Source organism: Streptomyces sp. NPDC026659 (assembly GCF_040638245.1).
Taxonomy (GTDB): Bacteria; Actinomycetota; Actinomycetes; order Streptomycetales; family Streptomycetaceae; genus Streptomyces.
Window position 1 is genome coordinate 604,280 of record NZ_JBEZXY010000002.1, and the last position, 19,156, is coordinate 623,435.

The 19,156-nt window shown below is 73.6% G+C and carries 15 protein-coding genes; 4 read left to right on the forward strand and 11 right to left on the reverse strand.

Annotated elements, in window-relative coordinates; genetic code table 11:
• Positions 1-187 precede the first annotated feature (187 nt).
• The 3 genes from AB0E91_RS07375 to AB0E91_RS07385 all read right to left on the reverse strand — a co-directional run bounded on the left by AB0E91_RS07375 (position 188) and on the right by AB0E91_RS07385 (position 3,208).
• Complete coding sequence (locus AB0E91_RS07375) at positions 188-1,354, reverse strand: DUF2690 domain-containing protein (protein ID WP_361776577.1); 1,167 nt, start codon at positions 1,352-1,354, stop codon at positions 188-190.
• Between the two features lie 521 nt (positions 1,355-1,875).
• Positions 1,876-2,301 (reverse strand): DUF3017 domain-containing protein, encoded by a 426-nt coding sequence (locus AB0E91_RS07380; RefSeq protein WP_361777357.1) that lies wholly within the window; start codon positions 2,299-2,301, stop codon positions 1,876-1,878.
• A gap of 52 nt (positions 2,302-2,353) precedes the next feature.
• Positions 2,354-3,208 carry a bifunctional methylenetetrahydrofolate dehydrogenase/methenyltetrahydrofolate cyclohydrolase gene (locus AB0E91_RS07385; protein ID WP_018544005.1) on the reverse strand — a complete coding sequence of 285 codons (855 nt, stop codon included), beginning with the start codon at positions 3,206-3,208 and terminating at the stop codon, positions 2,354-2,356.
• A 277-nt stretch (positions 3,209-3,485) separates the two neighbouring features.
• Between AB0E91_RS07385 and AB0E91_RS07390 the strand changes: the two genes are divergently transcribed.
• On the forward strand, positions 3,486-4,181 hold the full coding sequence (locus AB0E91_RS07390; RefSeq protein ID WP_361776581.1) for an RDD family protein: 696 nt from the start codon (positions 3,486-3,488) through the stop codon (positions 4,179-4,181).
• Positions 4,182-4,274: 93 nt separating this feature from the next.
• Here the strand turns inward: AB0E91_RS07390 and purH are convergent, their stop codons facing one another.
• Both purH and purN read right to left on the reverse strand, forming a co-directional pair.
• Entirely contained in the window at positions 4,275-5,846 is a 1,572-nt protein-coding gene (purH, locus tag AB0E91_RS07395; protein WP_361776584.1) for a bifunctional phosphoribosylaminoimidazolecarboxamide formyltransferase/IMP cyclohydrolase, read from the reverse strand.
• Entirely contained in the window at positions 5,843-6,481 is a 639-nt protein-coding gene (gene purN, locus AB0E91_RS07400) for a phosphoribosylglycinamide formyltransferase (RefSeq protein WP_361776587.1), read from the reverse strand. The genes purH and purN overlap by 4 nt, the downstream gene beginning before the upstream one ends.
• Positions 6,482-6,801: 320 nt before the next feature.
• Here purN and AB0E91_RS07405 point away from each other — a divergent pair, with 320 nt between their 5' ends.
• The gene (locus AB0E91_RS07405; RefSeq protein WP_361776590.1) at positions 6,802-7,638 is read left to right on the forward strand and encodes a hypothetical protein; all 837 of its coding nucleotides are present in this window, start codon (positions 6,802-6,804) and stop codon (positions 7,636-7,638) included.
• 6 nt (positions 7,639-7,644) lie between these two features.
• Here the strand turns inward: AB0E91_RS07405 and AB0E91_RS07410 are convergent, their stop codons facing one another.
• Positions 7,645-9,249 (reverse strand): DUF6350 family protein, encoded by a 1,605-nt coding sequence (locus tag AB0E91_RS07410; protein WP_361777360.1) that lies wholly within the window; start codon positions 9,247-9,249, stop codon positions 7,645-7,647.
• Positions 9,250-9,356: 107 nt separating this feature from the next.
• On the opposite strand from AB0E91_RS07410, the gene AB0E91_RS07415 reads away from it, so the two are divergent.
• Positions 9,357-10,424 (forward strand): helix-turn-helix domain-containing protein, encoded by a 1,068-nt coding sequence (locus AB0E91_RS07415; protein ID WP_361776593.1) that lies wholly within the window; start codon positions 9,357-9,359, stop codon positions 10,422-10,424.
• Positions 10,425-10,624: 200 nt separating this feature from the next.
• On the opposite strand, the gene sucD is transcribed toward AB0E91_RS07415, so the two are convergent.
• From sucD to AB0E91_RS07440, 5 genes are all read right to left on the reverse strand, one after another.
• Entirely contained in the window at positions 10,625-11,509 is an 885-nt protein-coding gene (gene sucD, locus AB0E91_RS07420) for a succinate--CoA ligase subunit alpha (protein ID WP_361776596.1), read from the reverse strand.
• A gap of 27 nt (positions 11,510-11,536) precedes the next feature.
• Positions 11,537-12,718, reverse strand: a complete 1,182-nt coding sequence (gene sucC / locus AB0E91_RS07425; protein ID WP_161181693.1) for an ADP-forming succinate--CoA ligase subunit beta — start codon at positions 12,716-12,718, stop codon at positions 11,537-11,539.
• A gap of 269 nt (positions 12,719-12,987) precedes the next feature.
• Entirely contained in the window at positions 12,988-14,181 is a 1,194-nt protein-coding gene (locus AB0E91_RS07430; protein ID WP_361776600.1) for a VWA domain-containing protein, read from the reverse strand.
• A complete protein-coding gene (locus AB0E91_RS07435; protein ID WP_361776602.1) occupies positions 14,178-16,712 on the reverse strand; it encodes a DUF5682 family protein in 2,535 nt (844 codons plus the stop codon). Before AB0E91_RS07435 ends, AB0E91_RS07430 begins: the two co-directional genes overlap by 4 nt.
• Positions 16,709-17,920: an AAA family ATPase gene (locus AB0E91_RS07440; RefSeq protein ID WP_361776605.1), complete on the reverse strand. Its 1,212-nt coding sequence runs from the start codon at positions 17,918-17,920 to the stop codon at positions 16,709-16,711. The genes AB0E91_RS07435 and AB0E91_RS07440 overlap by 4 nt, the downstream gene beginning before the upstream one ends.
• A gap of 96 nt (positions 17,921-18,016) precedes the next feature.
• On the opposite strand from AB0E91_RS07440, the gene AB0E91_RS07445 reads away from it, so the two are divergent.
• Positions 18,017-19,150: a hypothetical protein gene (locus AB0E91_RS07445; RefSeq protein ID WP_361776608.1), complete on the forward strand. Its 1,134-nt coding sequence runs from the start codon at positions 18,017-18,019 to the stop codon at positions 19,148-19,150.
• Positions 19,151-19,156 lie beyond the last annotated feature (6 nt).

Sequence of the window (19,156 nt, forward strand, 5' to 3'; positions counted from 1 at the left end):
GGCCGCCCCGGCCCGCCCCCGAGAAGTTTGAGGCGGCCGCCCGTCCGGGAGAGGTGAACGAAGGCGGCCGCCGGCGGGGGTACCGGCCGTCACCGGTCTCCCGTGGGGGGTACTCGTGCGAGTGCCCGGGTTCCGGCGGACCATGCCGGGTGAGCCGGAATTCATTCGGAGCACGCGGCCCCTCCGCCTACTTCGCCGGGTTCGTACAGGCCGTCCGCCCGGCCGCCAGGGTCGCGCAGGCCCGGACGCCGGACGCCTTCTCCACGGCCACCATGGGGGTGTACGCGATGGTCTCCCCGGCCCTGGTGACCGCGCCCGGCCGGGTGCCGCCGACGAGCACGCGCACCTGGTCCCCCGGCGCGGCCCCGGTGATACGCCCCCATGCCGCGCCGCAGATCCGGCTGTAGCGCACCTCCAGCCTGACGGCCCCGACGACCGCGTTGCTCACCGTCGCCACCCGGCCCCCGCTGCACCCCATGGCCTCGGCGTCCTTCCCGGCGCAGGAGGCCCCGGCGCACCGCACGCCCGACGGCAGTACCTGAGGCGTACTGGCCTCCGCCGAGGGCGAGTTGTGGGCGGCGGTGCCGGGCCGGTCGCCGCCGGTGTCCCGCCCGGTGAACAGCAGGACCGCCCCGATGACGACCAGGACGACGGCGGCCCCGGCGGCGAAGAGCGTCGTACGCCGGGCACGGCCGGTGTCCTCGGCCGTCGCGGCATCGCGGTCCATGTCGGCCGCGGTCGGCTGGACGGGAATCGACGGCACCACACCCGCCGGTCCGGCAACCCCGGCCGCCTTGCCCCCGTGCGGCGTACCGTCGGGCGCCGAAGCCGCGCCGGGGCCGCCCGGTGCGGAGGTGTCACCCCCACTCGTACCACCCGGCGCGGAGGCGTCGCCCTCGCCTTTACGGCCCGGTGCGGGAGCCGGGCCGAAGCCGCCCGGCGCCGGAACGGCGTCGGTGACCGTCTCGCCCGGCCCCGGCACCTGGACGGTGCCGCCCGGGCCACCCGGCGCCGGGGCCTCCCCCAGCGCCGCCCGCGCCTGCGTGATCCTGATCTGCTCCATCGTGCGGTCGTGGCGGGACTCCGCGCGGCTCCAGGCGCGTTCGGCCAGTTCCCACATGGTGGTGAGGTGGACCGGGCTGGTGTCGGTGGCCTCGGCGAGGGCGACGACCGCGCCGAGCGGGGCGAGGAGGCGGCCGCCGAGGTAGCGCTCCCAGGACGTTCTGCTGTAGCCGGTGCGGTCGGCGAGGGCCGCGACACCGAGCCCGCCCCGGTCGACGATCCGCCGCAACTGACCGGTGAACTCCCGTATCTGCGGATCGAGATCGTCCGGCAGCGGTTTCCAACGAGGCATGCCACTTCCCCCCACACTCGTCCCCCGGCGAAGGCCGTCTCCCCACGGCCGCGCCCGGAACCGGACGGTCCCCGTCGATCCGCCCGGTGCGTCCGGTCGCCCGTTCATCCACAGGGATGCGCCACCGGAGGACCCCAGTTCCCCTTCCGGGGGCGCACGGAAGCATCCGCCCGTGGGCCGCGCTCCGTCGCGCGCGCCCCGCCCCCCGCCCACGGGGCAACCCCGATGGGCGCCTTCACGCACCTTCACCACGTTAGCCCGGTTCCACGGCCGCTACGGGGTGTTCGCGCCGTTACCCCCGAACTGCCCCGGAACCGGCGGAGCCCAGGGCGCGGAGCCGTAGCGGAACCGTCACCTCCGTGCCACAGCCGACGGACAGGCGTTGAACAGCCGCGCCGGGCCGGGCCAGGCTGAATCCCGGCGGCTCGCCCCCGGCCGGGGGAGGGGGCGAGCCCATCGGCCATCGCGGGCCGCAATGGCCACAGGGGCCGCTGCGGGCCGCAACCGCCCTACGGACAGCGCTACTTGGACACCGTGAAGTGCAGCGCGTCCTTGAGGAACGGGATCACCAGCAGGGGCTTCGGCTGGACCATCAGCGCCAGCAGGGTGATCGAGAGGCCGAGGATGCCGTAGGTCACGATGTCCGTGAACCGCGAGCGGACCGCCAGCATGCCGACACCGGGCAGCAGCCAGCGCAGCACCGCGCTGGTCAGCAGCGCGAGGCCGATCAGCAGGGTGCCGACGCGGACCAGGTCGAACGCGGTCAGCAGCAGACCGAGCCCGACCAGGGACAGCACGACGAGCATGGGCCACTGCCGGGCGGGCGCCGGGGCGTCGCCGGGGGCGGCCCGGCCACCGCCCTCGGGGCGGGCGGTGTCCTTGGTGAACAGCGGGAAGCGGCGCTTGCGGGATCCGCCCGCAGGGGCGCTCTCGGCCTGCGTCCGCACCGTCCCGGCCTCCTCGCGGGTCCCCGTGTTCTCGCGGTCCTCGCGCACGTCGTCAGCCGGCACTGCGCTCCGCCGCCTCGACCACGTTGACCAGCAGCTGGGCACGGGTCATCGGGCCCACGCCGCCGGGGTTGGGGGAGATCCACGCGGCCACCTCGGCCACGTCCGGGTGGACGTCGCCGACGATCTTGCCCTCGGCGTTGCGGGAGACGCCCACGTCGAGGACGGCCGCACCGGGCTTGATGTCCTCGGCGCGGATCAGGTGCGGGGAGCCCGCGGCGGCGATGACGATGTCGGCCCGCTTGAGGTGGGCGGCCAGGTCACGGGTGCCGGTGTGGCACTGGGTCACCGTGGCGTTCTCGCTGCGCCGGGTGAGCAGCAGCGGCATCGAGCGGCCGATGGTCACACCGCGGCCGACGACCACGACCTCGGCACCCTTGGTCTCGACGCCGTAGCGGCGCAGCAGGGTGAGGACGCCGTTGGGGGTGCAGGGCAGGGGCGCGGGCTCGTTGAGGACGAGGCGGCCGAGGTTGGTCGGGTGGAGGCCGTCGGCGTCCTTCTCCGGGTCCATGAGTTCCAGGATGCGGTTCTCGTCGATGCCCTTGGGCAGCGGGAGCTGGACGATGTAGCCGGTGCAGGCCGGGTCCTCGTTCAGCTCGCGGACGACCGCCTCGATCTCCTCCTGGGTGGCGGTGGCGGGCAGTTCACGCTGGATGGAGGCGATGCCGACCTGCGCGCAGTCGCGGTGCTTGCCCGCGACGTACTTCTGGCTGCCGGGGTCCTCCCCGACCAGGACGGTTCCGAGGCCGGGCGTGATTCCCTTCTCCTTCAGCGCCGCCACGCGGGCGGTCAGATCGGACTTGATCGCGGCTGCGGTGGCCTTGCCATCGAGAATCTGGGCGGTCATACCCCCATCCTCCCGGATGACGGGCCCCGGGTTCCAATCCGGGTGGCCCTTCGCGGAGTGGCGTCCCGCACGTCCCGCACGCCCCGGGATGTCCGCTGATGATCGTTGATGTTGCACTTGCACAACACATAGCGAATCTAGGTGGACAAGATCTTGCGCCTCCACAACGATGAATGGCGCACAAGCCGCGGTCCGGTGGGGGGCTAACCGCTCATAACGTGTCATTCCTCCGTGCCTTCCGCGTCGTCCCCGCAAGGTCAACGGAGGAAATCCAGCCATGAGTTTCGGCTCGCCCAACAACCCGTACGGCCAGCCCCAGGACCCCCAGCAGGGCTACGGCCAGCCGCAGCAGCCCGGCTACCCCCAGGCCCCGCAGGGCGTGCCGCCGCAGTACGGCTACCCGCAGGACGCCGGCATGCCGCCCCAGCCGGGCTACGGCTACCCGCAGCAGCCCGGTTTCGGCCAGCCCGGCGGCCCCGGCCCCCGGCTCGCCTCGATGGGCCGCCGCTTCGGCGCCCGCGCGATCGACTTCGCGATCATGTTCGTGATCTACATCATCCTGGTGAGCGCCGGCATCGCGAGCTTCGCCAACTCGGTCCAGGACTGCGACCCGGCCTCGACCACGTACGACACCTGCATGAACGACGCCAGCACGGGAATGATGAGCAAGATTCTTCCCATCGCGCTCCTGTTCGGCCTCGCGACCCTGCTCTACGAGTGGCTGATGGTCGGCCTGGTCGGCGCGACCCTCGGCAAGCTGGCCGTCGGCATCCGCGTCGTGCGGGCCGACACCGGCCAGAAGCCCGGTCTGCTCAAGTCCTTCCTGCGCTGGATCATCCCGACCGCCGCGGGCTACGTCAGCTGCGGCCTCGGCCAGATCCTCGTCTACCTGTCCCCCTTCTGGGACAACTCGGGCCGCCAGCAGGGCTGGCACGACAAGGTCGCGACCACCCTGGTCGTGCACAAGGACTGAGCACAGGACTGAGCACACAGCTCACGGCCGAGGGCCGTGTCCCACCCGGATCGGGTGGGACACGGCCCTCGGCGTATGCCCGCTCGGCGGAACTCAGTGGAAGAAGTGGCGCGTCCCGGTGAAGTACATCGTCACGCCCGCCTTCTTCGCGGCCTCCACGACCTGCTCGTCGCGGATCGAGCCGCCGGGCTGCACGATCGCGCGGACCCCGGCGCCGATCAGGATCTCGGGCCCGTCGGGGAAGGGGAAGAACGCGTCGGAGGCCGCGAAGGCGCCGCGCGCCCGCTCCTCGCCCGCCCGCTCGACCGCCAGCTTGCAGGAGTCGACGCGGTTGACCTGGCCCATGCCGACGCCGACCGAGGCGCCGCCCTTGGCGAGCAGGATCGCGTTGGACTTCACCGCGCGGCAGGCCCGCCAGGCGAAGGCCAGCTCGGCCAGTTCCTCGGCGGAGAGCGCCTCACCGCTGGCCAGGGTCCAGTTCGCCGGGTCGTCGCCGTCGGCCTGGAGCCGGTCGGTCTCCTGGACCAGTACACCGCCGTCGATCGGCTTGACCTCGACCCGGGAGGCAGGGGCGTGCGGGGCCTTCAGCACGCGGATGTTCTTCTTCCGCGTCAGGGCCTCAAGCGCGCCCTCCTCGTAGTCCGGCGCCACGATGACCTCGGTGAAGATCTCCGCGACCTGCTCGGCCAGCTCCTTGCTGACCGGCCGGTTCACCGCGATGACCCCGCCGAACGCGGACAGCGGGTCGCAGGCGTGCGCCTTGCGGTGCGCCTCGGCCACGTCCGCGCCGACCGCGATGCCGCACGGGTTGGCGTGCTTGATGATCGCGACACAGGGCTCGTCGTGGTCGTACGCGGCACGGCGTGCGGCGTCCGTGTCCGTGTAGTTGTTGTACGACATCTCCTTGCCGTGCAGCTGCTCGGCCTGCGCGAGCCCCTCGGCGCCCGGCTCGACGTACAGCGCGGCGGGCTGGTGCGGGTTCTCGCCGTAGCGCAGGGTGTGCGCGCGGTCCCAGGTGGCGCCGAGGAAGTCGGGGAACGGGGAGTCGTCCACCGGGGCGTACTCGGTGGCGAACCAGTCGGCCACGGCCACGTCGTAGGCGGCGGTGTGGCGGAACGCCTCGGCGGCCAGGCGCTTGCGGGCGGCGAGGTCGAAGCCGCCCTCCTGCGCGGCGGCGAGCACGTCGGCGTACCGCTCGGGGCTGGTGACCACGGCCACGGACGGGTGGTTCTTGGCGGCGGCGCGGACCATCGAGGGGCCGCCGATGTCGATCTGCTCCACGCACTCGTCGGGCGAGGCGCCGGAGGCGACCGTCTCCCGGAACGGGTAGAGGTTGACGACGACGAGGTCGAACGGCGCGACGCCCAGCTCGTCCAGCTGCTCGCGGTGGGAGTCCAGGCGCAGGTCGGCGAGGATGCCCGCGTGCACCTTGGGGTGCAGGGTCTTGACCCGGCCGTCCAGGCACTCGGGGAAGCCGGTCAGCTCCTCCACCTTGGTGACGGGGACGCCCGCGGCGGCGATGCGGGCCGCCGTGGAGCCGGTGGAGACCAGCTCCACACCGGCCTCGTGCAGTCCGCGCGCGAGGTCTTCGAGGCCGGTCTTGTCGTAGACGCTGACGAGCGCCCGGCGAAGGGGCCGCTTGGTGCTCTCGGCGGTGGCGGTCACTGGATAACTACCTTTCGTCCCTCAATGCGATGGCCGTGGCGGGCGAGCCGGCCCACGACCTCGACGAGCAGCCTTCGCTCGACGTCCTTGATGCGCTCGTGCAGAGCGCTCTCGTCGTCCTCGTCCCGGACCTCGACCACGCCCTGCGCGATGATCGGCCCGGTGTCGACGCCGTCGTCGACGAAGTGGACGGTGCAGCCGGTGACCTTGGCGCCGTACGCGAGCGCGTCGCGCACACCGTGGGCCCCGGGAAAGCTCGGCAGCAGCGCCGGGTGGGTGTTGACGAACCGCCCGCCGAACCGGGTCAGGAACTCCTTGCCGACGATCTTCATGAACCCGGCGGAGATCACGAGGTCGGGCTCGAAGGCGGCGACCGCCTCGGCCAGCGCCGCGTCCCACTCCGCACGGCTCCCGTGGTCCTTCACCCGGCACACGAAGGTGGGCAGCCCGGCGCGCTCGGCGCGGGCCAGTCCCTCGATGCCGTCGCGGTCGGCCCCGACGGCGACGACCCGGGCGCCGTACGCCTCCGCTCCGACGCGCTCGATCTCGTCCAGCAGGGCCTGGAGGTTGGTTCCGGAGCCGGAGACCAGCACGACCAGGCGCTTGGCCGCTGGACCGGCGGGGGTGGCGGCCACGATGGGGCCCTTTCTCGGGACGGTTCTCGGGACGGCGATGTGTCCGGCCGGACCGTACGGTCGCGTTTGTGCGGTCGTACGAATGCTTCGCGCCCCCGGATACGGGGAAGTCTACGAAGCGGCCGGTCGCCAGCAACGATACCGGCACTCCGGACGGCCCCCACGGGACGGGGGCGTGGCCGGAAGGTAGCGTTCGCACCGGACCGGCTCGGGAACGCCGTGGTGGCGCGGTGCGTTCACGGGACGGAAGCTCACGCCGGACAGCCGTCACGGCCTTCAGCAGTGGCCCACGTCATGACCTAGGGGAAGACGCTCCTTTGATGCCCGATCGCAGCCCGCGACTCCTCACGTTCCCGCCGCGTCCGGACCTGGGAGGCGAGCGCGGATCCGTGCTGCCCGAGCGCGGCTTCACGTTGCTGCGGGAGCGGCCCTCCACGCCGCCCGAGGCGCCGACGGGCGGCGACGGCGGTGACCGGGGCGACGGCCGGCAGGACGACAACCCGTTCGCGCCCCCGCCCGAGGGCAGCCCCGACCAGCCGTGGCGCCCCCGTCACCCGGAGGGATCGGATTCCGGCGAGGGGCAGGGGTCGCCGTGGGGCGGCCGTCCCCAGGGTTCCGGCCAGGGGCAGCACTCGCCCTGGGGCAGCCAGTGGAGCGACCGGCAGCCCGGCCGCGCCCCGGGCGGCTTCGGCGAGCGCCCCGGCAGCGGTCCCGAGCGGCCCGGCGACGGACAGGACAAGAAGCGCTGGGACCTGAACGACCCGGCCCAGCGCCGCGCGCGCTACGCGCTCCTGGCCGGCATGTGGGCCGTCTTCTTCGTGCTCCTGGGCTGGTCGTACGTCTCGCTGCTCCTGGGCGCCCTCGCCCTGTACTGGGGCGGCAGCTCCCTGCGCGCCAAGCCCCGCACCCCGGACCCGGACGCCCCCGCCGCCGCGCAGCCGCCCCCGAGCGGCCGCCCCCAGGCGACGGCCGCGATCGGCGGCATGATCGCCGCGGCCCTGGCCCTCTGCCTGACCGCCTCGCTCTTCGCCGTCAAAATCGTCTACCGCGACTACTACACGTGCGTGAACGACGCCCTGACGGGCCAGGCGAGGCAGTCCTGCGACACCCACCTGCCGAAGGAGCTGCGGGGCGTTCTGGGGTCGGGCAGGAGCTGAGCCGGGCTACTCGGTCCGGGGCTCGGGCGGAGGCTTCGGGCTCGCGCCGGTGAGGGCGTCGGACCAGTCCGAGGCGAAGGGGGCGTCCGCGTCGAGGAAGTCGTACAGCTCCTCGGCGGGGGGCTCGGGCTGCTGCGGCGGCTGTGCGATGGCCGCCTCCCGTGACCCGGCGAGCGGCCGCTGCGGGTCTTCCGCCCGAGCGACGGCCTCGCCCCGCTTCCGGGTGCCGCGCAGCCGCCAGGCCCGTACCGTCCAGGCCACCGGCAGCCCCGTGACCAGGACCCACAGGCCCGCCGCGGGCCCCGTCAGCCACCACACCGGGCCGAAGTCGGCCAGCGCGCCGACGCCCAGCGGGCCGCCCGACAGCGCGGCGAGCAGGGCCAGCGTGCCCGCGCAGAGCAGGGCCGCGAGCGCGAGTACCCCGGTGGTGTGCAGGGCCGGCCAGCGCGTGGCCGCTTCTCCGCGCCGGGTGGCCCCGCGGGCCACGAACCAGCCGACGGTCACCCCGGCGGCCACGGGCACCGCGGCCGCCGCCCAGTTCAGCGGGGTACCCGGGCCCGGGTCGGGCACGGCGGCCAGGAGCGGGAACGGGGGCAGGAGCGGCGCCGGGTCGGAGAGCAGCGGATGCACCAGGTGGCCGGAACCGAGGGTGAAGCCGGGGCCGAGGGCGTAGGAGGCCGCCCACACGGCCGCGTTGGGGATCAGCGAGACCGCGAGCAGCAGCACGGTGGACCGGCCGGTCCAGCCCTCCGTGAGCTGGGTGAAGGACACCCGCGCCGCGTCGCCGTGCCCCACCAGCGAGACGCCGAGCAGCAGCGCCCCGCCGCCGGTCAGCACGGCCGCACCGGCCACGGCCGCGCGCAGGGCCGTACGCAGCCGGGCCCGCGCCTCGGCCCCTGCGCACAGGCCCCGCACGGGCCCCGGCAGCGGGCCGAGCGGTCTGCCGTACGCCGACCAGACCCCGGACGCGGCGGCAGCGGCGGCGACCGGTGGGAGACAGGCCGTCACCCAGGGCCAGGACAGGCGGAGTTCACCGCCGGAGCCGTAGAGGGCGACGGCCGTGGCGACGCCGAGGTAGCCGAGGACGACGCCGGTCCACGCGGTGCGGGCGGGGACGGGGGGTGGGGTGTCGGGGGTGCCGGACGAGCCGGTGGTGCCGATGGTGCCGGTGGTGCCGGACCTGGCGGGTCCGTCCGGGATGCCCGGGGCACCGGAGACAGCGGAGACAGCGGAGGCATCGGGTGCGTCCACCGCGTCCCGCGCCGCCCGGTGCAGCAGCCACACCGGCAGCGCGAGCAGCAGCAACGGGGTGAGGCCCACCGGCTGCGGGGCACCGGAGAGCGTGTCCGCGCGCAGGAGTTCGGCGCCGTGGGCCAGCAGCCAGAGCGCGGCGGCGACGTGCAGGGCGCCGCCCGGACCGCTGTCGGGATACGGCGAGCTGACCCACAGCACCATCACCAGCGCGGCACACGCGGCGAGTCCGAGCCCGGCCGCGAGCGCGCCGCCCGCGAGGCTCGCGCCCAGGCCGGGTGAACGGTCGCGCAACCGGGTTCGCAGGGACGACGACAGGGACGACGGCAGGGACGCCGAGGGGCGATCGGTCGGCAGGATCACGTCGACATGCTCCCAACGACACGCGCTTTCCCGGCGTAACAGGCGAACCTCCGAAGTGTCGCCCAAGATGTGTTTATGTGCTTTTTCACGCAGAGGGGTGAGCCGTGACGCAGACTTACGCCGGTCCGCTGCCACCACCGGACGAACGCCGACGCCTGCGCGAGAGCCGCGCACTGACACAGGCTCAGGTCGCCAGGCGACTCGGCGTCAGCCGGGCGACCGTACGCGCCTGGGAACGCGGCCGGAGCACTCCGAGCGGCCCGCGCCACGAGGCGTACGCCCGCCTGCTCGCCGACCTGGCCGACCTCGCCGAGCCGACGGCGGGTCAGGCGTCCCCCGCGGGCCCTCCCCCACCGAGAAGCCCCGAGCCGCCGCCCCTGACACCCGATCAGGCGTTCGATGCGCTGTACGCGTTCTGTGCCCCCGCGCTCGTCCGCCAGGCCTACCTCCTCACCGGCCGCCGCGAACTGGCCCGCGAGGCCGTCGAGCGCGCCTTCCAGCTCGCCTGGCAGCGCTGGCCCGAGGTGGCCCGGGACCGCGACCCCGGCGGCTGGGTGCGGGCGACCGCGTACGAGTACGCCGTCTCCCCCTGGCACCGCTTCCGCCCCCGCTACCGCACCCCCGAGCCCCCGCCCGCCGACCCGGCCGACCGCGCCCTGCTGGACGCGCTGCTGAGCCTCCCGCCGTCGTACCGGCGCACCCTCGTCCTCTACGACGGCGTCGGCCTGGACCTCCCCGAGCTGGCCGCCGAGACGGAGGCCAGCACCCCGGCCGCGGCGGGGCGGCTGACCCGCGCCCGCGAGGCCGTCGCCGCGTGCGTCCCGGAACTGGCCGACCCCGCCGCGCTGCACCGGCGGCTGACCGAACTGGCCTCCACGGAACGGCTGCGCGCGGACGCCCCCACCACCGTCCGCACCGTCGGCGAGCGCCGCAACGTCTTCTGGACGCGCGCCGCCATCGCCTTCACCGTCGCCATCATCGGCGCGACGGGGCTGACCCTGCGCTCGGCCCCGACGCACTACGAGGCCCCCATCGCCCCCGCCCAGGCGGTACGCGGTGTGCCCGTTGCCCCGGCCATGGGCCCGCTGTCGAAGACGGAGCAGAATCTGCGCGCCAAGCTGCACCGGGAACAGGCCAACGGGCCGCAGCGGCTGGCGCCGGAGCCGGGGTGACACGACCGGGTGACGCGGGCCGGGTGACGCGGTTCGGATGACGCGGGCCTGGTGACGCGGGCCCGGTTGACCTGCGGGAACGCCGGTGGGCCCGGTCCCCCACGAGAAGGGACCGGGCCCACCGGTGTGCCGATGACCGGCCGATCGGCCGATCAGGCGATCAGGCGATCAGGCGATCAGGCGATCAGGCGATCAGGCGATCAGGCGGAGAGGATCTCCCGCGCCAGCTTGGCGGTCTCGGTCGGGGTCTTGCCGACCTTGACGCCCGCGGCCTCCAGGGCCTCCTTCTTCGCCTGGGCGGTGCCGGACGAACCGGAGACGATGGCGCCGGCGTGGCCCATGGTCTTGCCCTCGGGCGCGGTGAAGCCCGCGACGTAGCCGACGACCGGCTTGGTCACGTTCTCCTTGATGAACGCGGCCGCGCGCTCCTCGGCGTCGCCACCGATCTCACCGATCATCACGATCAGGTCGGTGTCGGGGTCGTCCTGGAACGCGGCCAGGGCGTCGATGTGCGTGGTGCCGATGATCGGGTCGCCACCGATGCCGACGGCGGTCGAGAAGCCGATGTCACGCAGCTCGTACATCATCTGGTACGTCAGCGTGCCGGACTTCGAGACCAGGCCGATGCGGCCCGGCTTCGTGATGTCGCCCGGGATGATGCCGACGTTCGACTGGCCCGGCGTGATGATGCCGGGGCAGTTCGGGCCGATGATGCGGGTCTTGTTGCCCTTCTTGCCGGCGTACGCCCAGAAGGCGGCCGTGTCGTGCACGGCGATGCCCTCGGTGATCACGACGGCCAGCGGGATCTCGGCGTCGATCGCCTCGACGACCGCGTCCTTAGTGAACTTCTCGGGCACGAAGATGACCGAGACGTTCGCGCCGGTCTTCTCGATGGCCTCGGCGACCGTGCCGAACACGGGTACCTCGGTGCCGTCGAAGTCCACGGTCTGCCCCGCCTTGCGCGGGTTCACGCCGCCCACGACCTCGGTGCCGTCGCCGAGCATGAGCTTGGTGTGCTTCATGCCGGTGGCACCGGTCATGCCCTGGACGATGACCTTGCTGTCCTTGTTGAGCCAGATAGCCATGGTGTGTTGTGTCCTCGTCCTGAGTGCTTACTTGGCGGCGTGGGCCAGCTCGGCGGCCTTGTCGGCCGCGCCGTCCATGGTGTCGACGCGCTGCACCAGCGGGTGGTTGGCGTCGGTGAGGATCTTGCGGCCCAGCTCGGCGTTGTTGCCGTCGAGGCGGACGACGAGCGGCTTCTCGACCTTCTCGCCGCGGTCCTCCAGGAGCTGCAGCGCCTGGACGATGCCGTTGGCGACCTCGTCGCAGGCGGTGATGCCGCCGAAGACGTTGACGAACACGGACTTGACGTCCGGGTCGCCCAGGATGATCTCCAGGCCGTTCGCCATGACCTGGGCGGAGGCGCCACCGCCGATGTCCAGGAAGTTGGCGGGCTTCACGTCGCCGTGGTTCTCACCGGCGTACGCGACGACGTCCAGGGTGCTCATGACGAGACCCGCGCCGTTGCCGATGATGCCGACCTCGCCGTCGAGCTTGACGTAGTTGAGGCCCTTGGCCTTGGCGGCCGCCTCGAGCGGGTTGGCCGCGTCCTTGTCGTGCAGCTCTTCGTACTCGGGGTGACGGAACTCGGCGTTCTCGTCGAGCGACACCTTGCCGTCGAGGGCGAGGACGTCACCGGAGGCGACCTTCGCGAGCGGGTTGACCTCGACGAGGAGGGCGTCCGACTTGATGAAGGTGTCCCACAGCTTGATGAGGACGTTGACGACCTTGTCCGCGACCTCGGCCGGGAACTTGGCGGCCTCGACGATCTCGCGGGCCTTGGCCTCGTCCACACCGTCGATGGCGTCGATCGCGATCTTGGCGACGGCCTCCGGGCGGGTGGCGGCCACCTCCTCGATGTCCATGCCGCCCTCGACGGAGGCGATGGCGAGGAAGGTGCGGTTCGCACGGTCGAGGAGGTAGGAGACGTAGTACTCCTCGACGATCTCCGGAGCGGTCTCGGCGATCATCACCTTGTGGACCGTGTGGCCCTTGATGTCCATGCCGAGGATGTCCGTCGCGCGGGCGACGGCCTCGTCCGGGGTGGCGGCGAGCTTGACGCCGCCGGCCTTGCCACGACCACCGACCTTCACCTGCGCCTTGACGACGGACTTGCCGCCCAGACGCTCGGTGATCTCGCGCGCCGCCTCAGGCGTGTCGATGACTTCACCGGCCAGCACCGGTACATCGTGCTTGGCGAAGAGGTCCCTCGCCTGGTACTCGAACAGGTCCACGCGCTTCCGTCCCTATCAGTGATCTCGCGGTTCGTTGGATGCGTGGGCGTGCCGCGAAGGGCAACGTGACGTCCGCTTGTCACTAAAGGGGCGCACACGGTGTCCGGGTGCGCGGCATGTCCGCCTCGCAGGTTATCTCTGCTGACGGGAGCCCCGTAAATCGCGGGTCACACCCGGGCGGTGATACCTGTCACATGATGCCGAGCCGCGTGACACTCGGTGCCGGAACCCCGGCCGGAGGCTTGGCTGTGATGGGGTGTTGCCACAGGTCAGGACGGGTTCGGGAGCGGGACGGGGCGCTTCTCCAGAGCCGCTGCCATCACCTCCGGGAAGTGGTCGGGGGTGCAGGCGAAGGCGGGGACGCCGAGGGCGGCCAGGGCTGCCGCGTGCTCGCGGTCGTAGGCGGGCGTGCCCTCGTCCGAGAGCGCGAGCAGGGTCACGAACCGGACCCCGGACGCCTTCATCGCGGCGACCCGCTTCAGCATCTCGTCGCGTATGCCGCCCTCGTACAGGTCGCTGATCAGCACCACGACCGTCTCGGACGGCCGGGCGATCCGCGACTGGCAGTACGCCAGCGCCCTGTTGATGTCGGTGCCCCCGCCGAGCCGGGTGCCGAAGAGGACGTCCACCGGGTCGTCCAGCTGGTCGGTGAGGTCCACGACCGAGGTGTCGAAGACGACCAGGCGCGTGCCGACCGACCGCATGGAGGCGAGCACCGCGCCGAACACGGACGCGTACACGACCGACGCGGCCATCGACCCCGACTGGTCGACGCAGAGGACGACCTCCTTCCTCACCGACCGCGCCGCCCGCCCGTGTCCGACGAGCCGCTCCGGCACCACCGTGCGGTGTTCGGGCAGGTAGTGCTTGAGATTGGCCGCGATCGTGCGGTTCCAGTCGATGTCCCGGTGACGCGGTCTGGCGGTCCGCGCGCTGCGGTCGAGCGCGCCGGTGAGGGTCGCCCGGGTACGGGACGCCAGCCGCTTCTCCAGATCCTCGACCACCTTCCGCACGACCGCCCGAGCCGTCTCCCTCGTCGTCTCCGGCATGGCCTGGTGCAACGACAGGAGCGTGCCGACCAGGTGCACATCCGCCTCCACCGCCTCCAGCATCTCCGGCTCCAGCAGCAGCGCGGCGAGCCCGAGCCGGTCGATGGCGTCGCGCTGCATGACCTGCACGACGGAGGAGGGGAAGTACGTGCGGATGTCCCCCAGCCAGCGCGCCACCGACGGCACCGAACCCCCGAGCCCCGCCGAACGCTCCCGCCCCGCAGCACCTTTGCCGCCCCGGTCCTGCTTTCCGTACAGCGCGGTCAGCGCGCCGTCCATCGCCGCGTCCCGGCCCGCGAGCGCGCATCTGGTGCCGTCGGCCTGGTCCCCGCCGAGCACCAGCCGCCAGCGCCGCAACCGCTCGGCCTCGGCGTCGGCGTCGCGATGTGCCGCACCGGTCGTCCCCGTGGTCATCCGCCCACCTCCGCAAGCGTGTTGCCGTCCACCGACACGGTCCGTTCGTCCTCCAGGCCGAGCAGCAGCCGCAGCACCGGCGCCACGGCGTCCGCGCGCCCCCGGTCCGGCTCGGCGGCGAAGCCGTGCGGCACCGTCGCGCCGGCCGTTGGTGCGGCGGCGCCGTCCGGGCCCCGCCGGACCAACTCGCCCAGGGTCCGGCGCACTCCGGGTTCGTACGCGGAGAAGGTCCGCCGCAGCAACGGCAGCACGTCCGTGAACGCGTCGTCCGGCACCGAGGTCAGCCACCCGTCGACCAGCGCGAGCAACCGCTCGTCGTGCACGAGCAGCAACCCGCCCCCGCCTCCCCCGACAAACCCCTCGACCCACACGGCCGCGTCCCCGGGCGGCGTCCCCGGCGACAGCGCCAGCCCCATCAGCCGCGCCGCCTCCCCACCCGCCAACGCCCCGTCATCGAGCAGCAGCCGAACGGCCCGACCCCGGATCTCACCGGGAACGGCGTCGCGGAGCGCGAGGGAGCGGAGGACGGACCGCCAGCGGTCGCGGAGGGCGGGGTGGTGTGGACGGTCCGGGTGTGGGGGGTGGTCGGGCGTCGGGGGACCAGGGTGTTGGGGGTGCCCAGTGTGTCCCGGGTGGTCGGCACGTCCCGGGTGGTCGGCGCGCTGGGGACGCTCGGCATCGGGCATCCTCCCGGCACCGTCGCCCCCGCCCCGCGTCTCGGACAGCAACGCGACCGCCCCGTGCACCGCGTCCACATGCCCCCGCATCTCGTGCGCCGCGTCCGCGTCCAGCCCGGCGCAGGCCGCGGGGAGGCCGACGAAGACGCGGTCGGCCAGGCCGGTGGCCACGTCGGCGAGCGCGTCGGTGTCGGTGCCGCGTACGTCGCCGTAGCGGAGGGAGCGGACCAGCGCGGGGAGGGCCTGGGCGAGGTGGCTCACGTCGCAGTCGAGGGCCGCGCGGTCGGTCAGCACCCGCATGACCACGGGGAGGGCGTCCGGCAGCCCGGCGAGCAGGCACTGTTCGGCCAACGCGGTGACCTCGGCGAGGGCGCGGGCCGAGAGCGCGTCCGACTCCGCCTTGGCCGTCGCGGCGCCGAGGACGGTGGTGCCCCACACACCCGCCTCGGCCGCCTTCACCGACAACTCGGGCTCCCAGCGCAGCCGCCAGGTCTCCCGGAAGGTGCCCGTGCTCCCCCGTGACGTGGTGGGTTCGCCCCAGCCGACGCCGAGCAGCCGCAGCCGGTGCAGGAGCCTGCCGCGCGCGGCGTCGGTGTCCTTGCGCAGGTCCAGCTCCAACTCCCGCTCCGCCGTCTCCGGCTTGAGCCGCAGTCGGCGCTGCTCCCGGGCGAGGTCCCGCTGCAACGGCACGGCGGGCGCCGACTCCGGTACCTCCCCGAGCACGTCCCCGACCACCAGCCGGTCGTACACCAGGGACAGCGGCACGTCCGAGCCGTCGCACATCACCGCGCGTACGGCGTCGGTGGTCTCGCCGAGCCCGGGCAGCGGGCGGCCGCGCAGTACGGCGAGGGTCTCGGCCAGCCGGACCGCCTCGATGACGTGTGCGGGGGACACGATCCGGTCCTCCTCCCGCAGCAGCCCCGCCACCTTGGTCAGCCACCGCTCGACCGGCCGGTCCGGCACCCGGAACAGATGGGCGTACCAGCCCGGCGAGTCGATCCCCGCCCCGTAGCCGCTGAAGCGCGAGAGACGGCGGTGTGTCCAGGGCACCCAGGTCAGCTCGGCCTTGGTCCTGGGCAGCCCCTTCAGCAGTGCCCGGTCGGCGGCGACGGTGACCTTGTCCCGCAGCGCGGGCACGTGCCACGCCCCGCACACCACCGCCACCGCGTCCCCGAACTCCCGCCGTGCCGCTCGCAGTTGGAGTCGCATGTACGCCTCCCGCGCCTGGTCACCTGCGTGCCCCGCATCCCCGTACCGCTCACGCAACGCCCCCATCGCCTCCTCCAGCGCGGCGAACGGCGCGAAGGGATCGCCCGCTTCACCGCCCCGGTGCTCGATCACGTCCTCCCACCAGCGCTCGGGGTCGTCGTACCCGGCGGCGTCGGCGAGCACGGCAAGCGGATCGAGGCGCGCGCCCTCGGGAGGCCCGAGATCAGCACCGGGCTCGGCACGGGGCCCGGTACCCGGCTCGACCTCGCGCCCCGCCCCGCCTTCCGGCTCCCCCACCCCCGCCAGGGTGTGCGCGGCCGGCAAGTCGATGAACCGAACCGGCATGCCCCGCTCGACAGCCCACCGGATCGCCACCCACTCCGGGCTGAACTCGGCCAGCGGCCAGAACGCCGAGCGCCCGGGCTCGTCCACGGCGTGGGCGAGCAGCGCGACCGGTGGTCGCAGGCCGGGGTCGGCGGCGAGCGGGATCAGCGGGTCGGCCTCGGGCGGCCCCTCGATCAGGACGACGGCGGGCCGGGCCGCGTCCAGTGCCGTCCGGACGGCACGCGCGGAACCGGGCCCGTGATGCCGTACCCCCAGCAGCAGCGGCCCGGACGTGAACACCCCGCCGCGCGCCGCGTTCACGCGCCCACCTCGCGGCAGGCCCGGTAGAAGTCGGTCCAGCCGTCACGCTCGCGCACGACCGTCTCCAGGTACTCCTGCCAGATGACCCGGTCGGCCGCCGGATCGCGGACGACGGCGCCGAGGATGCCCGCGGCCACGTCCCCGGCGCGCAGCACGCCGTCGCCGAAGTGGGCCGACAGGGCGAGGCCGCTGGTGACGACGGAGATCGCCTCGGCCGTCGACAGGGTGCCGCTCGGCGACTTGAGCCTGGTCCTGCCGTCGTCGGTGACGCCCTCGCGCAGCTCGCGGAAGACGGTGACGACGCGGCGGATCTCGTCCAGGCCGTCGGGCACGGCCGGCAGATCCAGCGAGCGGCCGATCTGCTCGACCCGGCGCGTGACGATGTCCACCTCGGCCTCGGCGGTCTCCGGCAGCGGCAGCACGACCGTGTTGAAACGGCGGCGCAGCGCACTGGAGAGGTCGTTCACACCCCGGTCGCGGTCGTTGGCGGTGGCGATGAGGTTGAACCCCCGGACGGCCTGGACCTCCTCCCCCAGTTCCGGGATCGGCAGGGTCTTCTCGGAGAGGATCGTGATCAGGCTGTCCTGGACGTCGGCCGGGATGCGGGTCAGCTCCTCGACGCGGGCCGTCCTGCCCTCGGACATGGCGCGCATGACCGGGCTCGGCACGAGCGCCTCGCGGCTGGGGCCGTGGGCGAGCAGCCGGGCGTAGTTCCAGCCGTAGCGGATCGCCTCCTCCGGCGTGCCCGCCGTGCCCTGCACCAGCAGGGTCGAGTCGCCGCTGACGGCGGCGGCCAGGTGCTCCGACACCCAGGTCTTGGCGGTGCCGGGAACGCCGAGCAGGAGCAGGGCGCGGTCGGTGGCGAGGGTGGTGACGGCGACCTCGACCATGCGGCGCGGGCCGACGTACTTGGGGGTTATGACCGTGCCGTCGGGCAGCGTGCCGCCGAGCAGATAGGTGGCGACGGCCCAGGGCGACAGCTTCCAGCGGGCCGGGCGCGGACGGTCGTCGTGGGCGGCCAGCGCGGCGAGTTCGGCCGCGAAGGCGTCCTCGGCGTGCGGACGCAACACCTGGGACGCCTGGTCGCGGCGCGGTGCGACAGGCGGCACGGCGGTGGTTTCGGCAGTCGGTTCGGCGGTCGTTCCCCTGGACGCAGACATGGCTGAGGCCCCCTTCGGCTCGGCCGGTCGGCGAGCTGGATCCACCATGCAGCACGCCACTGACAACCGCTCCGGCCTGTGGACAACGGCCTGTGGACAACTCGGCCGGGCCGATTGTCAGTGGCGGGACCTACCGTCGTTGGCATGACTCAGCAGGGGGTGCGCCGGCCTGCGGATCGGGTGTCTGCCCTGGCACCTGACGCCGCGTCGCGCAGAACGGGAAGCGGACTCGACGAGCGCACGGAGGAACGGACGGCGAAGGAGAGAGAAGAGGAGAAGCCGGCATCGGGCGGCCCGGCCGACCCCGAGGCGGCCCGGCGCCGAGCGGAGCGCCGGGAGCAGCGGGTGACAGCGGGCGTGACCGAGTTGGAGCAACGCCTCGCGGACCTGCTGCGCGGCGGCCTGGCCTCGGCCGAGCAGACGGGGTACGCGTGGTGGGACGAGACGGCCGCCCGTATGGTCGACGCACAGGCACCCGGACTCGCCGCGAAGGCAAGGGAGTTGGGTGCGATACCCGCCTCCGGACCGGGTTGGCCCGCCCGGCTCCTGGAGGAGTGCGCGCTGCTGCACCTCCTCGCCCAGGGCTGGCTGCGCCGCGACCGGCTGCCGGACGCCCTCGCGGCCACGGTCCGCTCCCGGATCGGTCTGCCCGCCTCCGCCGACGGCCCACCGCTGCGCGACAGCTGGCTGGTCCTCGCCCAGTACGACACGGCCGACCCGAAGCTGACGGTCCGCCGCATATGGCTGCACGGCACCGATTCCGGCCACACCCGGCTGGTCCTCTCCTACGGCGCCGCCGGGCGCGCCCCCGAGCTGTCCCTCCCGGTCGGCCACATCCTGGAGGCGGACCTGACCGCATTCCCGGGCGCGGGACAGCTCCGCACCGCGCTGGGCGAGCGGTACGCCCCGCCCGCCCCGGCCGCCACCCGCCCGGAGGGACTGTCCACGGCGCGGGCGATGGCCCACTACGGCGACGCCCTGCGCGAGGACCCCTGGCTCGACACGGTCCCCGTGACCCTGGAGGGCGTCGTACCGGCGCCGGGCGAGCGCCCGGGCACCTGGCAACTGGCCGACGCGGAAGGGGACTCGAAGACCGACCCGGCAGCCGACGCGGCCCTCCCCCTGACCTCGGCGTTCCTCGCCCGCCCCGGCCTCTGGCGGCTGATCGCCCTCTCCGGCGGCACTCCCCTCACCGTCTTCGGCGAGCTGGGCCACCGAGGCTTCACCCCCCTCACGGCCTGGCCCGCACACCCCGGCGCCCCGGTGACGCTGCACTGACCCCGC

Bases quoted from the DNA above. Each gene is read 5' to 3' on its own strand.
- AB0E91_RS07375 (WP_361776577.1), bottom strand. From the start codon at position 1,354: ATGCCTCGTTGGAAACCGCTGCCGGACGATCTCGATCCGCAGATACGG.
- AB0E91_RS07385 (WP_018544005.1), bottom strand. From the start codon at position 3,208: ATGACCGCCCAGATTCTCGATGGCAAGGCCACCGCAGCCGCGATCAAG.
- AB0E91_RS07390 (WP_361776581.1), top strand. From the start codon at position 3,486: ATGAGTTTCGGCTCGCCCAACAACCCGTACGGCCAGCCCCAGGACCCC.
- AB0E91_RS07405 (WP_361776590.1), top strand. From the start codon at position 6,802: ATGCCCGATCGCAGCCCGCGACTCCTCACGTTCCCGCCGCGTCCGGAC.
- sucD (WP_361776596.1), bottom strand. From the start codon at position 11,509: ATGGCTATCTGGCTCAACAAGGACAGCAAGGTCATCGTCCAGGGCATG.
- AB0E91_RS07430 (WP_361776600.1), bottom strand. From the start codon at position 14,181: ATGACCACGGGGACGACCGGTGCGGCACATCGCGACGCCGACGCCGAG.
- AB0E91_RS07440 (WP_361776605.1), bottom strand. From the start codon at position 17,920: ATGGTGGATCCAGCTCGCCGACCGGCCGAGCCGAAGGGGGCCTCAGCC.
- AB0E91_RS07445 (WP_361776608.1), top strand. From the start codon at position 18,017: ATGACTCAGCAGGGGGTGCGCCGGCCTGCGGATCGGGTGTCTGCCCTG.